This is a genomic window from Paraburkholderia phymatum (genome assembly GCF_040965635.1).
Lineage (GTDB): Bacteria > Pseudomonadota > Gammaproteobacteria > Burkholderiales > Burkholderiaceae > Paraburkholderia > Paraburkholderia phymatum_B.
Genome location: NZ_JBFRCH010000003.1, coordinates 574,670 through 591,246, shown reverse-complemented (window position 1 = coordinate 591,246; position 16,577 = coordinate 574,670). Strand labels below are relative to the sequence as shown.

The window sequence follows — 16,577 nt, the reverse complement described above, 5'->3', positions numbered from 1 at the left end:
CCTCGCGCCCGGCGGCGCGTCACATGCGTGCTTGCAAGTGTGCGACTTACTCGACAATGTCGGCGTCCGTGGGCAGCGTATCGCTGCCGTCTCCGAGCGCGCGCTGCATCATCGTCGAATCGAGCCAGCGTCCGTGCTTGAAGCCGACGGCCTTCAACGTGCCGACGAGTTCGAATCCCGCGTCCCGATGCAGTGATAACGAGCCGCCGCTTCCGCCGTCCGCGATGACGGCGATCATCTGACGCCACGGACCGTGCTCGCATCGCTCGATCAGCGCGGCAAGCAGTGCGCGGCCTACGCCGCGTCCACGGTACGCGTCGTCGACGTAGATCGAGTCTTCGATCGTGTAGCGATAGGCGATGCGCGGCCGGTACAGCGTTGCGTACGCATAGCCGGCGACCTTGCCGTCGAGTACCGCGACGATATACGGCAGGCCGTGAGAGAGCACGGCGGCGCGGCGCTTTTGCATTTCGTCGACGGACGGCGGCGTTTCCTCGAACGACGCGACGCCCGTCAGCACGTGGTGCGCGTAGATGGACTGGATGGAGGGAAAATCGGCGTCCGTCGCGTCGCGGACGACGGGCGCGGCGGCCGGAGAGGTCTCGCTCATTGTGTCGGATGACGGTGTCGTAGCTGGAAACCTCTCACTATGCCTGTGGCGCGCGAGGAAATGAAGCGCTTCAAAAATCGGCGGCGGCGGACGGCAAGGTGAGCTGATCCAGGATGGTGAGCCGATCCAGGATGGTGAGGAAAACCAGGAGACGCGGCTTTCCCGCCATTGACGCTCGCCGCGGACGAAATTACATATCGCCCACGAAGCCGCGCGCAATGCGAAGAGGTGCTCCATCACCAGACGCCGCTTCTGCTGTTCCCGGCTGCGCAGCCGTCGATTGCCATGCAGGCTCCTTTCAGTCTCATCCATTGTCAGCGTCGCCGATACGGGCTTTGCCATGAACCTGCTGTCGCGTCTCTTCCATACCCGGGTGCATGCTACGTCGCCCACTGTTCTCATATGCAACGAAAACGCCACGGCATTCATCATGCCGTGGCGTCACGCATCGATGAAAACGCGTCCCCGGTTCGAACGCGTCACTTCCCGCACAACAGCAGCAGGCGCTCCTGATCCGAGCAAGGACGCTTGTTGACTTTGGGCGGCGCGGGCTGTTGCGCGGAGGCCGTCGGCGTGCCGGCCGCGCGATGTGCGATGCACGCGCGCAAGTGCCGTTCGATGGGCGGATAGTATTGCCAGCCCTTCGTGAGCGGCGGCAGGTCGAGCTTCACCTGCTTCCACTTCGGATGTCCCTTCTCCTGAAGCACATCGAAGTTGGTGCACAGCGAATCGGCGAAGCGGTTCAGATTGCTGACCGTGTCGCGCAAGCCGTAATCGTAGGTGACGAGAAACGCCTTGACGGTCAGCGTCGGCACGTCTTCTTTAAGCCAGTTCGGATAGCTGCTCTGGCGGATCGTCGCGGGGAAATACGTTTCCTTCGCGCGCGCCGTTTCGGGCGCGTTCGTGTCGAGCCGCAGGAAGCGGATCTGCGAAAGCAGATCGGGGTTCATGTCGGTGAAGAGCTTCGCCGGCTGTCCCGCCACGATCACGGCCACGTCGATCTTCTTCACGACGAGCGCGGCAATCGCGTCCTCGTTGCTGAGGCTCTGCACGTTCTGCTCGGGAATCGGCTGGTTGAACATCAGCCGGTAAAGCGTCGTTGCCGATTGCGCAGTGCCGCTGCCGATCGGGCCGATGCTGATCACCTTATCCTTGATCTCGTTCATCGTCTTCATCGGCGAGTCGTTGCGTACGACAAAATAGATCTCTTCGTTGTAGAGCGGCATGATGAGACGCAACGGGCGGATCGTCGTGCCGGCGTCCGCGTTGCCGGAGTTCGCCATGTCGATATAGGCCTGGTACACATCGGATTGCACGAGCGCGAGCTTGACGCCTGGCTCGAAGCGCATGCGCTGCACGTTTTCCGCGGAGCCTTTCGACGGCATCACTTCGAGGTCGATGCCCGCGGGCTGCGCGACGTATTTCGCGAGGTCGGCGCCGATCTGGATGTACGTGCCGCGCTCCTGTCCCGTGACGATCTTGTAGTGCGCGGCGACGCCAGCTGCCACCGCTGCCCCCGTCGCCCCAGCAGCGATGGCGATGGACGCGACCGATAAGCTCACCAGCGCCGTCAATCCCGTCAGTATTTTTCTGAGCATTGTCTACCTACCTTTTATGGTGTGTTGAAACGCATGCGCCCAACGGATAGCACGCATGCTCCGTTACTTGAGGCTTGCAATACGTATGTGCTGCGTCTTCCCGGTTGCGTGACGTGCTCTGCTATTTGTTCACTTGTTCGCCGATGGCGAATGCTTCCAGCCCGAATCGATGATTGCGCGCATTTCAGCGTCGACGCCGCTGGCTGCGCGCGACGCGTTGCTGCTTGCCGCGCTTGTTGTCGCGCTTGTTACCGCGTTCGTCGCTGTGGAATTCTCAGTGACGCTCGTTGCCGTCGCGGTGCTTTTCGTTGCGATCGCGGACGGCAGTGGCGGCAGCGCCGGCGAGCCGTTCGCATTGGCATTGGCGTTGACGCTCGCGGCTGCCGTCGCGGGCGCGGCCGCGCTGGCGAGCGGCTTCCAGCCCGTCGAAAGAATCACGCGTTCGAGCAATGACTGCGCGTCCGCGCTGCCGACGTCGATCGCGAGTGCATGCGCTGCATGCTCGCGCACGCAGCTCCACAGCTTGTCCTTCGCGCAGTTGCTCGCCACGCTGAGCGCGGCGTCGCGTCTCTTCTCGCGGTCGCCGATTTCGCCCTGGATCTGCGAGGCGTCCGTGTTGTTCGGCTCGATCGACATCGCATCGGCGAGCGCCGACTTCGCTTCCGCAAGATCGTTGTGCGCGAGTCCCGCGTGGGCCGCACGCAGCGCTTCGGAGAGGTCGCGGTAATGCTGGACGACGGGTGGCTTCGGCGGCGCGACGCGTGTCGGCGTGATCTCGGCGACGGGTGCATTCACGCTCGTTGCAATCGGTGCATTGCGTGCCGGCTGCGCTGCCGATTGCACCACGGATTGCGGCGCCGATCGCGGAGCGGGTGGCGGCGTATAAGGCGAAATGGACCCGCCCGCCGTGCTCGCGCTATTGGTCGTTTCGTCGCCGCTCGTGTCCTGCCGGCGATTGTCGCCGAGCAGCAGCCAGGCCGCGTAGCCGAGCGCCGCGACGAAGAGCAGCATCACGACGCCTCTCGTGGCCATCCACCGGCCGGCCGCCTGCCATGCAGCGTGCGGCACGGCGATGGGTGGGATCGGCATGTCGGGTGATGCGAGCGCGTGCAGTCCCGAGGGATCGGGAGCAATCGCGGGCAAATGCGGCGGCTGTGTATCGACGGCTCTCAACTGGGTTCCGGCGCGCTTGCGCTGCGCTCTGTCGAGAGGATGATCGGCGCCACAGTACGGGCAGAACTCGACATGCTGATACAGCACGCCGCCGCAACGTGTGCATGGCGTTGGGAAGCCCTGGGCAGGTGTCGATTCGGCAGACATGCTTGAACCCCAACCAGTGTTGTAGGCGATGCCGTTTCGGCATGCTCAGGATCGACGTTGAAGCAAACGAAGGAGTTGGCGGAACTCGATCCACATGCGCTGGGTAGCAGCCGGCCCGGTACTTTCATCGCGGGCCCGCTGTGTGTGAGCAAATATCGTTTCTTTCTCACGGCGCGTCAATCGACGTTGCTACCTATCGCACACATCGGTCGCGGCGGCCCTTGAATTAAAGGGGTAAACGATCAGAAATCAGGGTTTATGCATAGACTGAACTGCAACGCCGCCCGTTACGTTTTGATCATAGGAAACACATCGATCAAATAAAAGGCCGGTGCGCAATGCACACCGGCCTTTATGCACAAGCGCGTGATAGAGACGTTGCACGCCTTTATCCAGGCATTGCACGCCGTTCGCACGTCTCGTCGTTCTTGTGTTTGCTAGCGTCTGATGCGCTGTTCAATGCTTGCGCAGCGGATGGTCTCTAAGCAGCCACGCAAGCGCGAACGCAAGCACGACTACGCAGGCGGCGACGAGATACACCGTGTGCAGCGCGCTCGCGAATGCCTGCAAGTAGTCGTCGCGCAAGACGGCCGGCAAGTTATGAATCGCAGCGGGGCCGAGTGCGTGCGGCAGTTCGGTATCGGGCGGAATCAGCGCTTGCAGGCGAGCCGCGAGTCCGTTCGAGAAGATCGCGCCGAATGCCGCGACGCCGACCGAGCCGCCGATCGAACGGAACAGCGTCGCCCCCGACGTCGCCGTGCCGAGATGCCTGAACGGCACCGCGTTCTGCACGGCAAGAATGAGCACCTGCATCACCATGCCGAGACCGCAGCCGAGCACGCCCATATACGCATACATCACATGAACGGGCGTCGAGAGCTTCAGCGTGGTGAGCAGCACCATCGCGACGCCGACGAGGAATGTGCCCATGATCGGGAACATCCGGTATTTGCCGATCTTGCTGATGATGCGTCCCGTGACGATCGACATCACCAGCACGCCGCCCATCATCGGCAGCATCTGCATGCCGGCTTCGGAAGGCGTCGAGTACTTCACGACCTGCAGATACATCGGCAGAAAAGTCACCGACCCGAACAGCGACACGCCGACGATAAAGCCGATCGCGCTCGACAGCAGAAACGTGCGGTCGCGAAAGAGCTCGAGCGGCATGATCGGCTCGACGGCGAGGCGCTCTTCATAAATGAACCCGCCGATGCAAATGAACGCGAGCACGAGCGTGAACCACAGTTGCGGCGAGGTCCACGGCAGCACCGTACCGCCCTGGCTCGTGAACAGGATCAAGCAGGTGAGGGCGGCCGCGAGGAAGGCCGCGCCCATGTAGTCGATCGTGTGCTTCACGTGCGCGACGCGTGGCTTGAACACGGCGCCGATCACGAGCAACGCGACGATGCCGAGCGGCACGTTGATGTAGAAGATCCAGCGCCACGACAGATGGTCGACGAGAAAGCCGCCCATCATCGGACCAATCACGGTCGCAAGTCCGAACACGCCGCCGAACACGCCCTGATAGCGGCCACGCTCGGCAGGCGGAATCACGTCGCCGATCGCGGCCATCGTGATCACAAGCAGTCCGCCGCCGCCCAGTCCCTGAAGCGCGCGCAGCAGGATCAGCTGCGTCATGTTCTGCGCGAGCCCGCACAGCGCCGAGCCGATGAGAAAGAGCACGATCGCCGTCTGCAACACGACCTTGCGGCCGAACAGATCGCCGAACTTGCCGTACAGCGGCACCACGATCGTCGACGTCAAAAGATAGGCGGTGACGACCCACGACAGGCTGTCCAGTCCGCCGAGATCGCCGACGATGGTCGGCAGTGCCGTCGACACGATGGTCTGGTCGAGCGCCGCGAGCAGCATCACCAGCAGCAGCGCCGGAAACAGCACGCGCAGCGACGGGTGACCCGTCGTGCCGGGTGCGACGTCGGGGGCAAGGGTCTGGGTTTCCATCTCGGCTTCCAATGCTTTCAAGCTGCCTTGAAATTAATTAACACGAAGATTAATATATGCCACATCAGATCATTCGTCAATCTCACTGTCATGACAAGGAAAGCGGAATCGGGTGTGGATCAGGCGGCGCATGCGGACCATGAAGGCGCGGTGGCGCCCGCCGCAGCGGCGCGCCGTCCGGGCCGTCCGTCGGGCAGCGGACGCGGCCCCGAGCAGCGCGCCCGTCTGCTCGACGCGGCGCTTGCGCTGTTCGCGCGGCAGGGCATCGTCGATACGACGCTCGGCCAGGTCGCGCGCGAGGCCGGCTTTACGCCCGCGATGATGCACTACTACTTCAAGACCCGCGATCAGTTGCTCGACGTGCTGATCGACGAGCGTTTTCTGCCGTTGCGCGCACGGCTTGCCGGTTCGTTCGAAGCGAATCCTGACGAACCCATCGCGGCGATCACGTTGCTTGCGCATCGGCTCGTCGAGGTGGCGGGCGATTATCCGTGGTTTCCTTCACTGTGGATTCGCGAAGTGATCAGCGAGGGCGGCCTGCTCAAGCAGCGCATGCACGAGCGTTTCGGCGATGCGAACCAGCGGCGCGGCATCGCGTATATCGAGCGGTGGCAGAAGGAAGGGCGGCTGAATCCGGATCTGGAACCGTCGCTCGTGTTTCTGTCGGTGATCGGGCTGGCGATCCTGCCGCTCGCCACGTCGGCGATGTGGCGCCATGATCCCGTGCGCAGAAAGCTGACAGCGGACGACATCGCGCGTCACGCCGTTGCGTTGCTCACGCATGGCATGGGGCCGAAGCCGCGCGTATGAGTCGCGAGCCGATTGCGCATTGCTTGCCGACGAGCCGCTTTCTTCAGACGTTGAACGCCCTGGCGCATTTGCCAACGGCACGCAACGTGCTTCATGAATCCGTGTGTTTCGCAGGTCGACGTCCACCATGTTGTTTTGCGCCGGCGCGGCAATGAGCGATCTTCCGCGCGCGCATCAACCGGTTGACGGCATAACGAGGAACAGGAAGAAGATCGCAATGCATCGCAGTGCCTTGCCTTCGACCGTTTCGGCCGGCTGGCCCGCCTTTCATCGTGCGCGCGCTTCACAAGCTTCCTCTCGTTATCTGTATCCCTCCGATGGTCACGCAAGCGCCTTGCACGGCCGTCAAGATGGCGCGGTGCTGCTTGCATGCAGGCTCGATCCTCGTGCCTGTCCTGGCGCTCTTTGAATGCGGCGGGACGTGCTCGCAAGCGCACAGTCGCGTGCAACTCAATGCGGACAATCGAGTCCGAAGAGGGATGTGCACGGCGGCGAACGCGCCGGGCACGCAGTGACGACTACGCGAGGCGGGAACGGTTGGCGGACGGACAGCGCGTCCGTCGTCCGTCGGTAAGAACGACCGTGCGAGAGTAGTAACGTTGAACTCTTTTCCGCTGCCGGCGCTGGCGCGGTATACAAGTACGTAACATCATGGCCACGTCAGAATGCATAACCAGCTTTTACAGCAATAACATCAAGATGAACGGAGTATTGAGGCTCGATCAGGCCACGATCGTGCTCGTCGAAGACGACCCGCAAAACAGGGAATCGTTGAAAATTCTGCTCGAATCAGAAGGGGCCAATGTCATCGCCGTAGCGGATGCCGAAGAGGGCGTCGAAGCCGCCATTCGGGTGCTGCCCGATGCCGTCGTCTGCGATCTGGACCTGCCTGCGATGGACGGCTTCTACCTGATCCAGCGTCTACGGGATCACGAGATTCGCGGCGATCACGCGCCTTGCGTCGCAGTGGCCGTGACGGGCCATACGGATGAAGCCTACCGGCTGCGCAGCATCGGCGAAGGATTCCAGCACTTCATGACGAAGCCCGCGCCGCCCGACGCGCTGGTGACACTGCTGCGCGACGCGATCGGTGCGCGCGCCGCCGGTTTGACCTGACGCTCGAACCGCGGCGCCTCGTTTGACGTAGACGGGCCAGTTCAACCGCCGGCGGCATGCGCGGCCTGGCATGCCGAGCACAGCCCTTTCAGCTCGATTCCATCTCCGGCGAGCCGGTAGCCCGCGTGTTCGATTTGCGCGACGAGCGCCTCGCGCAGCGCGGGCTGATGGAGTTCCGTGACATTGCCGCACTGCTGGCAGACGACGAGGATGCCGTGCTGGCATTGCGTGAGGTCGTGGCACACGGCGAACGCGTTGATCGATTCGATCTTGTGCACGAGCCCCGCGGACAGCAGGAAATCGAGCGCGCGATACACCGTGGGCGGCGCGGAGCCGGGGTGAATCTGGCGCATGTCGTCGAGCAGCGAATAGGCCTTGGTCGCGCGGCCCGACGTCAGCAGAAGTTCGAGTACCTTGCGGCGGATGGGCGTGAGCTTTTCGCCGCGCTCGCGGCAGTATTCTTCCGCAAGCGCGAGCGCAGCCTCGGCGGACGCCGGTGTGCCCTGCGCGTGTCCGGCATGCTCGTGATCCGGATCGTGCGCGTTCGAATGCGCGTTATCCACGTGATGCTCATGCTGCGGACGATGCGCTGGATTCGATGTGCCTGCCGTTGCGGAAGCGGCGGCGGCAGCCGTTGACTTGGCGTTTTTCATCCGCTGATTATACGGTTGAACCCCACGGTCAAACCCGGCGGTTGAACCCGGCGGTTGAACCGCGCGATCAATCCCCCGCTTGAACCCCGGCCGCCGATCGCCGCTCTGCATGCGCTGCGCTCAACGGCCCGCACGATCGAACGGCCCGCGTCAGTCGAGCTTCGCTTCGAACCCGCGCCTCACGCCCTTGCGTTCGAACAGCATGTCGTACCAGCGCTTGACGTTCGGGTAGTCGGCGAGATCGACCTTGTGGCGCTCGTGCCGCCACGCCCAGCCGAGAATCGCGAAGTCCGCGACGGACAACTCGCCCGCCACGTATTCCGTCTTGCCCAGCCGCTTATCCAGCACCGCATAGAGCCGCCGCGTCTCGGCCGAGAAGCGCTTGAGGCCGTAGCGCTTGTCGTCCTCGGAAGCGAGCGCCGCGAAGTGATGCACCTGTCCTGGCATCGGGCCGAAGCCGCCCATCTGCCACATCAGCCATTCGAGCACGGGCACGCGCTCGCGCAGGCTCTTCGGCAGGAACTTGCCTGTTTTCTCGCCGAGGTACAGCAGGATCGCGCCCGATTCGAACACGCTGATCGGCTGGCCATCCGGTCCTTCGGGATCGACGATCGCGGGAATCTTGTTGTTCGGGCTGATCGCGAGAAAGCCGGGATCGAACTGCTCGTCCTGCGTGATGTTGATCGGCTTGACGACGTACGGCAGTTCCATTTCCTCGAGCGCGACGCTGACCTTGCGGCCATTCGGCGTGCCCCATGCGTAGAGCGTGATCGTCATGAGTTCAGGTCAGATCGAAGTCGACATATTTCTTGAAGCCCGGGCGCGTCGCGAGCCGTTGATACCAGCGTTCGAGATTCGGCGTCGACGGACGCTCGACGCCCGGCAGCCCGAACCAGCGCTTTGCGTATGCGCCGAGCACGATGTCCGCGAGCGTGAAGTGATCGCCTTCGATGTGAAAGCGCCCTTGCAGGTGCACATCCAGCAGCTTCCACAGCTTCGCGACGTTGTCGATATCGGCGGCGAGCTTCGCGTTGTCGCGCTGCGCTTCGGGCGTGCGCACGATGGACCAGAACACGGGACGCTCGGCGGGCTGCAGCGTGGACAACGACCAGTCGAGCCAGCGGTCGATGCTCGCGCGCGCCTTGGGCTCCGTCGGGTACAGCAGGCTCGACGCGCCGTACTGCATCGCCAGATAGCGCAGGATCGAGTTCGATTCCCACAGCACGTAATCGCCGTCGACGAGCGTCGGAATCTTGCCCGTCGGGTTCATCGCGAGGTATTCGGGTTCGTTGTTGCGGCCGAATTGCAGGCCGGCGTCGATGCGGTTGTAAGGCAGGACGAGTTCGTCGCACACCCACAAGACTTTCTGGACATTGACCGAGTTGGCGCGTCCCCAGATTGTAATCATCCGGTAATCCTCTTTGATTCGTCTTCAGTGGCAAGCCGCGCCTCGTGCGCGGCGTTCAACCACTAACGATACACGATGCGGGTTTTTCTTTCCGGGGCGCCGCCGATCCGAATTCACGCGTTGCGTACAATGAGCGCACCCAACATGACGAGGCATCGCATGGCCCGCATTGTCCCCGACGACTGGAAGAGTCTTGCCGCCACGGGCGCCGCCGCGCGCGAGCGCGAAACGCTGGCGCTCTTCGAAGAAGCGCTGCCGCGCGACTACACGGTCTATCACGGCGTGCACTGGACCCGCTTGCACGAAGGCTTCTCCGTGTTCGGCGAGGCCGATTTCGTGATCGTCAGCCCATCGGGGCGCGTGATGATCGTCGAGCAGAAGACGGGCTTTCTGCGCGAGACGCCAAAAGGGCTCGTCAAGGTCTACATGCAGACCGAGCGCAACGTGGCGATCGCGCTCGCGCGCACGATCGAGGGGCTGCACCGGCGCTTCACGGCGGCCTTCGGCGCGGGCACGTATTTCATCGAAGAGCTGCTGTATTGCCCGGACCACATCGTCAGGGATGCGGCGATTGCAGGCGTGAACCCGGCGCGCATCGTCGACGCGAATCGCAAGGACAAGCTCGTCGGCATCATTCTCGAAGCGCTGCCCGCCGACGAGCCGCGTCTCGCGTGCGCATCGAAGATCCACCACTTTCTCGCCGACGAACTCGCGCTCACGCCCGACGCGAGTGCGCTCGTCGGCCAGGCGGGCACGCTCGTCACGCGGCTCGCGGGCGGACTGGCCACGTGGGCGCGTCGGCTCGAATTCACGCCGTTCCGGCTGCGCGTGATCGGCACGGCGGGTTCCGGCAAGACGCAGCTCGCCGTGCAGGTGATGAACGATGCCGTCGCGCGCGGCGAGCGGCCGCTGTACGTGTGCTTCAACCGGCCGCTCGCGGACCATATCGCGCGTGTCGCGCCGCCCGAGGCGAAAGTCGCGAACTATCACCAGCTATGCGACTGGATCGCGCGGGAAAGCGGCGAAGCGCCCGATTTCCAGAACAACGACGTATTCGACAGGCTCGAAAGCGCGTTCGCCGCCACGCCTATCGACGCGCGCTGGCAGTACGACGTGCTGATCGTCGACGAGGGCCAGGATTTCCAGCAGCCGTGGGTGCCCGCGCTCGAACGGCTGTTGAAGCCGGGCGGCGCGTGGTGGTGGCTCGAAGATCCGCTGCAGAATCTCTACATGCGCGAGAGCGTCGCGCTGCCGGGCTGGACGGTGCTGCGCGAGTCGACCAACTATCGCAGCCCGCGCGACATCCTCGACTATCTGCGCGACGTGGTCGGCGCGACCGTGCCGCTCGCGGGCGCGCTGGCGGCGGGCAGTCCGTTCGACGGCTCGGATATCCTGCTGTCGACCTACGACGAAGCGCAGTCGCCGGAAAGCTGCATCGACGCGACCAAGCGCGCGATCACGCAGGCGCTCGCGCTCGGCTTTCGCAAGCAGGACATCGCGGTGCTGTCGTTTCGCGGACGCGAGGGCTCGGTGCTCTGGCCGCTCGATCAGCTCGGTCCGCACCGGCTGCGCAGCTTCACGGGCAAATACGACCTGTTCGGCAACCCCGCATACCGCGACGGCGACGTGCTGCTCGACTCGATTTACCGCTTTAAGGGACAGTCGGCGCCGTGCGTGATCCTCAGCGAAGTCGATTTCGACGAGTTCGACGAGCGCAATGCGCGCAAGCTCTTCGTCGGTGCGACGCGCGCGACGATGAAGCTGATCGTCGTCGCTTCGCAGCGCGCCGCGCGGCACTTGCAGCTGGGCGAAGCGAAGGATCAGCCGGCGGCGTAGCGCGCCAGGGGACAGGCGCGGCCGGGCAGCTTGCTTCTTTGAAGTCTTCGAAGGCGCCGAAGCTCAGCGCCACGCCGACGCGCTGATCAGCGTGCCCTTGTGCTCGAGCGCATCCCACCAGATCACGCGCAGAAGCGGCGCCTGCCTGGCGATGAAGAGCGCCTGCACGGCATCGCTTTCGATGAAATGCGTGACGCCGCAGCGCAGCGCGGCCTGCGCCTTGTGCGCGGCGGCGCCCGCGGGCGTCTCGTCGTGGATGTCCGGTGCGCGCATCACCAGCTCCAGATGACCGAAGCCGTGCCGCTCCAGCCATGCGCGGGTGCGGTTCAGATCGACGTGCGGCCGGCCCGTGATCACCGCGCGCACCTTCTCCAGATCGACGTCGGGCAGGATCTCGAACGGCAGCAGCGCGTCGCGCTCGTTCAACGCGGCGGACAGGTCCTCGTCGTAGCGCGACAGCGGCACGTCGGGCAGCAGGATGCCGTCCAGATCGATTGCGTACGTCGCGTACTCGTGGTCTTGCGCCATTCTCTCGGCGGAACCCGACTCGACCTTCAGCCAGTCCTCGCGGTAATCGTCCGTGTAGGCCTCGCGCTCCCACGGGAAGAGCGCGAAGAAACCCGACGCGTCGTTCGCATAGTCGGGGCGAATTCGGCTGATCTCGTCGAACGCGCCCGTCAGCGTCTTGACGATCAGGCCGTGCTGCTCCAGGAACGCGATGCAGTCGACCAGCGTGAAACCGCGTCCCGCGATGTCTTCGCACAACAGCACCTTGGAGCCCGGCGGCGGCAGCGGCTGCGCCGAGTCCCACGTGACATGCCGCGCGCGGCGATCGTAGCTGAGAAACGCCACGGGCACGCCGATCGCATGCGAAGCCATTAACGCAAGTGGCGCGCCGCCCCGTAAGATGCCGACAGCGGCCGCGAAGCGCTCTTCGAGCAGGGCGGGCTGCAGAGAATCGATCCAGTGGTCGAGCTGTTCGTAGGTCAACGGTAGAACCGGCTTTTTCATGACGGCTGGCGGTTTGTGTTGGGCCGGATGGACGCGCGTCGGCGAAACGGCTTTTTTGAGATGGAGCCGATATTATGCACGCCGTGCAACGATTCTGTGTCGTGGCATCCGACTGCGCTGTCGTTATCGTCTGACGTCGATGTCAGGCACAATGCGAGCCACGGCTGGGAAAAAGACGCACAAGCAGACGCACAACAAGACCACACGAAAGGGACCAAAAGTGCAGAACAACAAATACGGATGGTTGCGCGCGTTCGCGCTCGTGCCCGTACTGGCGCTCGCGTTCGTGGCGCCGACCGCGAGCGCCGCGCCGATGACGGCGACGCTCGAACTCGACGTGAAGGGCAAGATCGCGAAGACAAGCGACCCCGACCATGCCGTGTTCCATTTTTCGGAGGCGCAGATTCTCGCGCTGCCGACGCATACGATTACGACTTCGACGACGTGGACGGCAAAATCGACCTTCACGGGGCCGTTGCTCGCGGATATTCTCAAGACAGTGGGCGCGTACGGCGACGAGATCGAAATCCACACGCTCGATGACTACACGTACACCGTTCCCGTGTCCGATACGAGCCGCTATGGCGTGATCGTTGCGTACAGCATGAATGGCAAGCGCCTGCAGGTCAGCGACTTCGGCCCGCTGTTTCTCATCTACCCGCGCGACCAATTTCCCAGCGAGCTGGCGGGAGGGGCGGCGGACGCGAAATTCGTATGGCAGATCAAGGCACTCATCGTCAAATAGGACGGCGCCCGCTGCGTCGCGTCGTACTCGTCGTCATCTGGATCGCCGCGCTCGCGGCGCCGACCGCGGCGATCAGCTATCTGCTCTATTCGGCTCTTCTCACTCCCCGCGCGACCCAGCAGGTCACGGGCACCTACGACGGGTTCTACTGGGACGCCGCGCAACTGCAGATCGCCTACGCGCGGCTCGAAAGCCAGTTGTTGCTGTACCAGACGGGTGTCGACAGCGACTATCGGCGGCTCACGCTGCATTTCCAGGTGCTGCAGTCGAAGCTGCGCGTGATGGCGGGCTCGACGCAGCGCCTCGCCGCGCAGGCCGAGGCCGTCCAGCGTCAGCAGGAGGAGATCGCGCGGCTGTCCGAGATGCTCGTCGCGATGCAGCCCATGCTCGACGCGCTGCCCAATTCGCCGATGCTCGCCTCGCAAATGGTCGAGCAACTGCGCCAGCACTGGAAGGAAGTGAACGCCCTCGCGCTGAGCCGTCGCTTCGTCGACGTGCAGGATCGCGAGGCGATGAACTCCGACTTCATCGCGAAGCGCCGGATGCTGTTCGCGGGCGGGCTCGTGCTGCTGTTGCTGTCGGCGGCGGCGACCTTGCTGCTCGTGATGAACGGACGGCGCCGCACGAACCTGATCGTGCAGCAGCGCGCCGCGCTCGACGCCGAGCACCAGGCGAGCCGCGCCGCGCGCGAAGCGAGCCTCGCGAAGGACGCGTTTCTCGGCATGATCAGCCACGAGTTGCGCACGCCGCTGCATGCGATCGTGTCGTCGATCGAGCTGCTCGGCTTCAACTTTCACACCGAGGCCGACCGCAAGGTCATCCAGCGGCTCGAGACGGCCGCGCGCCATCTCGAGGCGCAGATGAAGGACCTGACCGACTACGCGCGTCTGGGCGCCGGCAAGCTCGAGTTGCGCCATGAGCATTTCGATCCGCGCGAGCTGCTGGCGTCCGTCGTCGACGAGCACGAGCCGGCCGCGCGCGCAAAGGGGCTGACGTTCGAAGGCAGCGCGAGCGGGCGCGCGGGTCTCGTCGATTCCGATCCGCATCGCATCCGGCAGATCGTCAACAACCTCGTGACCAACGCGATCCGCTACACGGAGCGCGGCGACGTCACGCTGCATTTCGAGCAGCACGCGGGCGCGCTCGTGATCGTCGTCACCGATACGGGCCCGGGCGTGCCCGACACGCAGATTCCGCTGATCTTCAAGGAGTTCACGCAGCTCGACGCATCGCGCACGCGGCGTTTCGAAGGCGCGGGCATGGGGCTCGCGATCGTGCAGGGGCTCGTCGCGCTGTTCAACGGGACGATCGGCGTCGAAAGCGAAGTGGGCAAGGGCACGCGCTTCACGGTGACGATTCCCGTCGCGTCCGTCGCCGAGCCAGCCGCGCCGGCGCCCGCGCCGCAAGAGGCACACGGCGACGGACGCCCGCAGGTGCTGGTCGTCGACGACAACCAGCTGATCCGCGAATCGCTGTGCGAAATGCTCGAGCACATGGAGTGCGACGCGGCCGCCGTCGCGAACGCCGACGACGCGCACGCGTGGCTCGCGTCGAGGCGCTGCGATCTCGTGCTGCTCGATCTGCACATGCCGGACAAGGACGGCTACGCGTTCATGGCCGAGTATGCCGCGAAGGCGGGCGCGGCGGCGCGCGCGCCCGTGATCGCCGTGAGCGCGTATGCGCCGGACGAAACGACACGCCCGGACGACGTGCCGTTCTTCGACAGCCTGACCAAGCCGGTTCACTACGAAGTGCTGCGCGACGCCGTGCAGCGCGCGCTGGCGGCGCGGCACGGGGCATCGGTGGAACAGTGAGGTGACGCGAGGGCGGGCGCCGCGCGGCTTCGCGGCGCTTTGGCGTGCCTAAGCCCGGCTCAGGCGCTTCGACAGATCGGCGACGAGTATCGCCATGCGCGCGGGCTTCTCGTAGCAGGCGACATCGTAGTTGCGCACGATGTCGCTGATCTCCGATTCGCTCGCCTTGCCCGTCAGCAGTTCGCCTGTCAGCACGAAGATGGGCGCGTCCGGGTTTTCGGATGCGCGCACCGCGCGGATCGCCTCCGCCGACGTCTGCGGGCCGAACAGCCAGTCGATCACGACGCCGTCGAACACCTGAGTCTGCAATGTTTCGGCGAACGCGGTGAGGCCGTAGATCGCCACGGCCGCGAAGCCGCTGCGCTCCAGATAGTCGCGAAGGTTGTCGGCGGACGGCTGGTCGTCGTCGACGACGGCGATCAGCGGCTTGTCCGTTTCGGCGCGGCGCGGATAGATCTCGATCTTGTGGACCTCGTGCGCGTTCTGATAGAGCGCGCCGTCGTAGCGCACGACGCGCCACTGGTCGAGCTTCGACCACGCGATGAATTCCGGCCGGCTGCCCGCTTCGATCGGCGCGCCGATCCACGCGGTGCACGCGAGCTCGATCGAGCCGATCGCGAACACCGCTTCCTGCGCGGTGGCGCCGACCATGCCGGGGTCGAGCGTCTGCGCGCCGAACAGTTGCGCGGCCGGCTCGCCGAAGACTTCGGCGACCTTCTTGATCTGCGAGAGCGTCCAGGGGCTGTTGCCGCGCAACTTGCGGTGGCCCTGCGAAAAACTCAAATCGAGGATGCGGCAAAGCTCGCTGGTCTGCTGACGCTTGCCGATGCCGTGACGGCTCATCAACTCGCGCACGCGTTCGGCGACGGCGAGCGAGTCGGTTGAGGTGGCTTCGTTGGACATGCGCGAAGTTTCTGTCTGTCAGTATGAATCGTTGTTTATGACGAAGCGTCGTTTCGACGGCGCGTAGCGCGGGTCTCCCATGCGCGCCGGTTGGGCGAGCCTCCTGCGCGGGACAGCCAATGTACCGCAAAACGCGCAGCGCGCCTGGAATCGCGCGGCGCCCGCATGGCCGCGTGCCACTCCTGGCCGCGAAACCGCTCATTCCGTCGAATTCGATTGCCCGCGCGGATCAGCACAGGTTCGCTTCTGGCCCGGCGATTCTATTTTAGCGGCGAAAACGTATGCGTAACGCATAGTGTCGGGTGTCGACGGTCTTTTGCCGATGCGGGCAGCGCGGGTGGCCGGCGCGCAAAAGATGGCGCGGCGGATTGCCTTATGACCGGCATTGCGGCATCCGCGCGGGGCTGCAGACCCTCGACAGCGCCACGCTGCGCAATCTGCTTTCCGATGACGACGACCTATCCGCCGCACGCGAACGTGAGCCCGGCCGACGCGCCGTTTCCCGATCACGCCGATGTCGTCACGCGGGCGCGGGCATCATGGGTTGCGCGGCGGCGTATTACCTCGCGCGGCGCGGCGCGAAGGCCGTCGTGCTCGACAAGTCGCGCATCGCTGGCCAGCAGTCGACGCGCGCGTGGGGTTTCGCGCGCCAGCAGGGCGGCGAGGCCGCCGAAGCGCCGCTGATGATGGCGGGCATGCGCATCTGGGAGCAGCTCGAACGCGAGCTGAACTTCGATCTCGAATGGCGGCAGGGAATGTCGTCGCTGGATTTGTCGGCGTTCCGATTG

The 16,577-nt window shown here is 64.5% G+C and carries 14 protein-coding genes and 1 pseudogene; 6 read left to right on the top strand and 9 right to left on the bottom strand.

What is annotated here, in order from left to right; genetic code table 11:
• Nucleotides 1-46: 46 nt before the first annotated feature.
• The 4 genes from AB4Y32_RS09240 to AB4Y32_RS09225 form a co-directional block, all read right to left on the bottom strand.
• Complete coding sequence (locus AB4Y32_RS09240) at nucleotides 47-610, bottom strand: N-acetyltransferase family protein (RefSeq protein ID WP_368721018.1); 564 nt, start codon at nucleotides 608-610, stop codon at nucleotides 47-49.
• Nucleotides 611-1,089: 479 nt separating this feature from the next.
• Nucleotides 1,090-2,208: a TAXI family TRAP transporter solute-binding subunit gene (locus AB4Y32_RS09235; protein ID WP_368721017.1), complete on the bottom strand. Its 1,119-nt coding sequence runs from the start codon at nucleotides 2,206-2,208 to the stop codon at nucleotides 1,090-1,092.
• Nucleotides 2,209-2,337: 129 nt separating this feature from the next.
• On the bottom strand, nucleotides 2,338-3,528 hold the full coding sequence (locus AB4Y32_RS09230; RefSeq protein ID WP_368721016.1) for a zinc ribbon domain-containing protein: 1,191 nt from the start codon (nucleotides 3,526-3,528) through the stop codon (nucleotides 2,338-2,340).
• Nucleotides 3,529-3,984: 456 nt separating this feature from the next.
• Complete coding sequence (locus tag AB4Y32_RS09225) at nucleotides 3,985-5,493, bottom strand: MDR family MFS transporter (protein ID WP_368721015.1); 1,509 nt, start codon at nucleotides 5,491-5,493, stop codon at nucleotides 3,985-3,987.
• Nucleotides 5,494-5,583: 90 nt separating this feature from the next.
• On the opposite strand from AB4Y32_RS09225, the gene AB4Y32_RS09220 reads away from it, so the two are divergent.
• Both AB4Y32_RS09220 and AB4Y32_RS09215 read left to right on the top strand, forming a co-directional pair.
• A complete protein-coding gene (locus AB4Y32_RS09220) occupies nucleotides 5,584-6,303 on the top strand; it encodes a TetR/AcrR family transcriptional regulator (RefSeq protein ID WP_368721014.1) in 720 nt (239 codons plus the stop codon).
• 651 nt (nucleotides 6,304-6,954) lie between these two features.
• The gene (locus AB4Y32_RS09215; RefSeq protein ID WP_087732384.1) at nucleotides 6,955-7,419 is read left to right on the top strand and encodes a response regulator; all 465 of its coding nucleotides are present in this window, start codon (nucleotides 6,955-6,957) and stop codon (nucleotides 7,417-7,419) included.
• Between the two features lie 41 nt (nucleotides 7,420-7,460).
• Here AB4Y32_RS09215 and AB4Y32_RS09210 read toward each other — a convergent pair whose 3' ends face one another.
• The 3 genes from AB4Y32_RS09210 to AB4Y32_RS09200 all read right to left on the bottom strand — a co-directional run bounded on the left by AB4Y32_RS09210 (nucleotide 7,461) and on the right by AB4Y32_RS09200 (nucleotide 9,480).
• Complete coding sequence (locus tag AB4Y32_RS09210; RefSeq protein WP_368721013.1) at nucleotides 7,461-8,072, bottom strand: Fur family transcriptional regulator; 612 nt, start codon at nucleotides 8,070-8,072, stop codon at nucleotides 7,461-7,463.
• A 150-nt stretch (nucleotides 8,073-8,222) separates the two neighbouring features.
• Nucleotides 8,223-8,849 carry a glutathione S-transferase N-terminal domain-containing protein gene (locus tag AB4Y32_RS09205; RefSeq protein WP_368721012.1) on the bottom strand — a complete coding sequence of 209 codons (627 nt, stop codon included), beginning with the start codon at nucleotides 8,847-8,849 and terminating at the stop codon, nucleotides 8,223-8,225.
• A 4-nt stretch (nucleotides 8,850-8,853) separates the two neighbouring features.
• On the bottom strand, nucleotides 8,854-9,480 hold the full coding sequence (locus AB4Y32_RS09200) for a glutathione S-transferase family protein (RefSeq protein ID WP_368721011.1): 627 nt from the start codon (nucleotides 9,478-9,480) through the stop codon (nucleotides 8,854-8,856).
• A gap of 159 nt (nucleotides 9,481-9,639) precedes the next feature.
• Between AB4Y32_RS09200 and AB4Y32_RS09195 the strand changes: the two genes are divergently transcribed.
• Entirely contained in the window at nucleotides 9,640-11,316 is a 1,677-nt protein-coding gene (locus AB4Y32_RS09195) for an ATP-binding domain-containing protein (protein WP_368721010.1), read from the top strand.
• Nucleotides 11,317-11,379: 63 nt separating this feature from the next.
• Here the strand turns inward: AB4Y32_RS09195 and AB4Y32_RS09190 are convergent, their stop codons facing one another.
• Nucleotides 11,380-12,327: a phosphoribosyltransferase gene (locus AB4Y32_RS09190; RefSeq protein ID WP_368721009.1), complete on the bottom strand. Its 948-nt coding sequence runs from the start codon at nucleotides 12,325-12,327 to the stop codon at nucleotides 11,380-11,382.
• 313 nt (nucleotides 12,328-12,640) lie between these two features.
• Here AB4Y32_RS09190 and AB4Y32_RS09185 point away from each other — a divergent pair, with 313 nt between their 5' ends.
• Nucleotides 12,641-13,072, top strand: coding sequence for a molybdopterin-dependent oxidoreductase (locus AB4Y32_RS09185; RefSeq protein ID WP_368721094.1), 432 nt, complete (start codon nucleotides 12,641-12,643; stop codon nucleotides 13,070-13,072).
• Nucleotides 13,042-14,886, top strand: coding sequence for a hybrid sensor histidine kinase/response regulator (locus AB4Y32_RS09180; protein ID WP_368721008.1), 1,845 nt, complete (start codon nucleotides 13,042-13,044; stop codon nucleotides 14,884-14,886). Before AB4Y32_RS09185 ends, AB4Y32_RS09180 begins: the two co-directional genes overlap by 31 nt.
• 48 nt (nucleotides 14,887-14,934) lie before the next feature.
• Here the strand turns inward: AB4Y32_RS09180 and AB4Y32_RS09175 are convergent, their stop codons facing one another.
• A complete protein-coding gene (locus tag AB4Y32_RS09175) occupies nucleotides 14,935-15,789 on the bottom strand; it encodes a helix-turn-helix domain-containing protein (protein ID WP_368721007.1) in 855 nt (284 codons plus the stop codon).
• A gap of 375 nt (nucleotides 15,790-16,164) precedes the next feature.
• Here AB4Y32_RS09175 and AB4Y32_RS09170 point away from each other — a divergent pair.
• Nucleotides 16,165-16,544 (top strand): annotated as a pseudogene (locus AB4Y32_RS09170) (NAD(P)/FAD-dependent oxidoreductase); the annotation flags it as partial.
• Nucleotides 16,545-16,577: the final 33 nt, after the last annotated feature.

What these genes read in the sequence shown, in the direction of transcription:
- AB4Y32_RS09240 (WP_368721018.1), bottom strand. Translation starts at nt 610, where the DNA reads ATGAGCGAGACCTCTCCGGCCGCCGCGCCCGTCGTCCGCGACGCGACG.
- AB4Y32_RS09235 (WP_368721017.1), bottom strand. Translation starts at nt 2,208, where the DNA reads ATGCTCAGAAAAATACTGACGGGATTGACGGCGCTGGTGAGCTTATCG.
- AB4Y32_RS09230 (WP_368721016.1), bottom strand. Translation starts at nt 3,528, where the DNA reads ATGTCTGCCGAATCGACACCTGCCCAGGGCTTCCCAACGCCATGCACA.
- AB4Y32_RS09225 (WP_368721015.1), bottom strand. Translation starts at nt 5,493, where the DNA reads ATGGAAACCCAGACCCTTGCCCCCGACGTCGCACCCGGCACGACGGGT.
- AB4Y32_RS09220 (WP_368721014.1), top strand. Translation starts at nt 5,584, where the DNA reads ATGACAAGGAAAGCGGAATCGGGTGTGGATCAGGCGGCGCATGCGGAC.
- AB4Y32_RS09215 (WP_087732384.1), top strand. Translation starts at nt 6,955, where the DNA reads ATGGCCACGTCAGAATGCATAACCAGCTTTTACAGCAATAACATCAAG.
- AB4Y32_RS09210 (WP_368721013.1), bottom strand. Translation starts at nt 8,072, where the DNA reads ATGAAAAACGCCAAGTCAACGGCTGCCGCCGCCGCTTCCGCAACGGCA.
- AB4Y32_RS09205 (WP_368721012.1), bottom strand. Translation starts at nt 8,849, where the DNA reads ATGACGATCACGCTCTACGCATGGGGCACGCCGAATGGCCGCAAGGTC.
- AB4Y32_RS09200 (WP_368721011.1), bottom strand. Translation starts at nt 9,480, where the DNA reads ATGATTACAATCTGGGGACGCGCCAACTCGGTCAATGTCCAGAAAGTC.
- AB4Y32_RS09195 (WP_368721010.1), top strand. Translation starts at nt 9,640, where the DNA reads ATGGCCCGCATTGTCCCCGACGACTGGAAGAGTCTTGCCGCCACGGGC.
- AB4Y32_RS09190 (WP_368721009.1), bottom strand. Translation starts at nt 12,327, where the DNA reads ATGAAAAAGCCGGTTCTACCGTTGACCTACGAACAGCTCGACCACTGG.
- AB4Y32_RS09185 (WP_368721094.1), top strand. Translation starts at nt 12,641, where the DNA reads ATGACGGCGACGCTCGAACTCGACGTGAAGGGCAAGATCGCGAAGACA.
- AB4Y32_RS09180 (WP_368721008.1), top strand. Translation starts at nt 13,042, where the DNA reads ATGGCAGATCAAGGCACTCATCGTCAAATAGGACGGCGCCCGCTGCGT.
- AB4Y32_RS09175 (WP_368721007.1), bottom strand. Translation starts at nt 15,789, where the DNA reads ATGTCCAACGAAGCCACCTCAACCGACTCGCTCGCCGTCGCCGAACGC.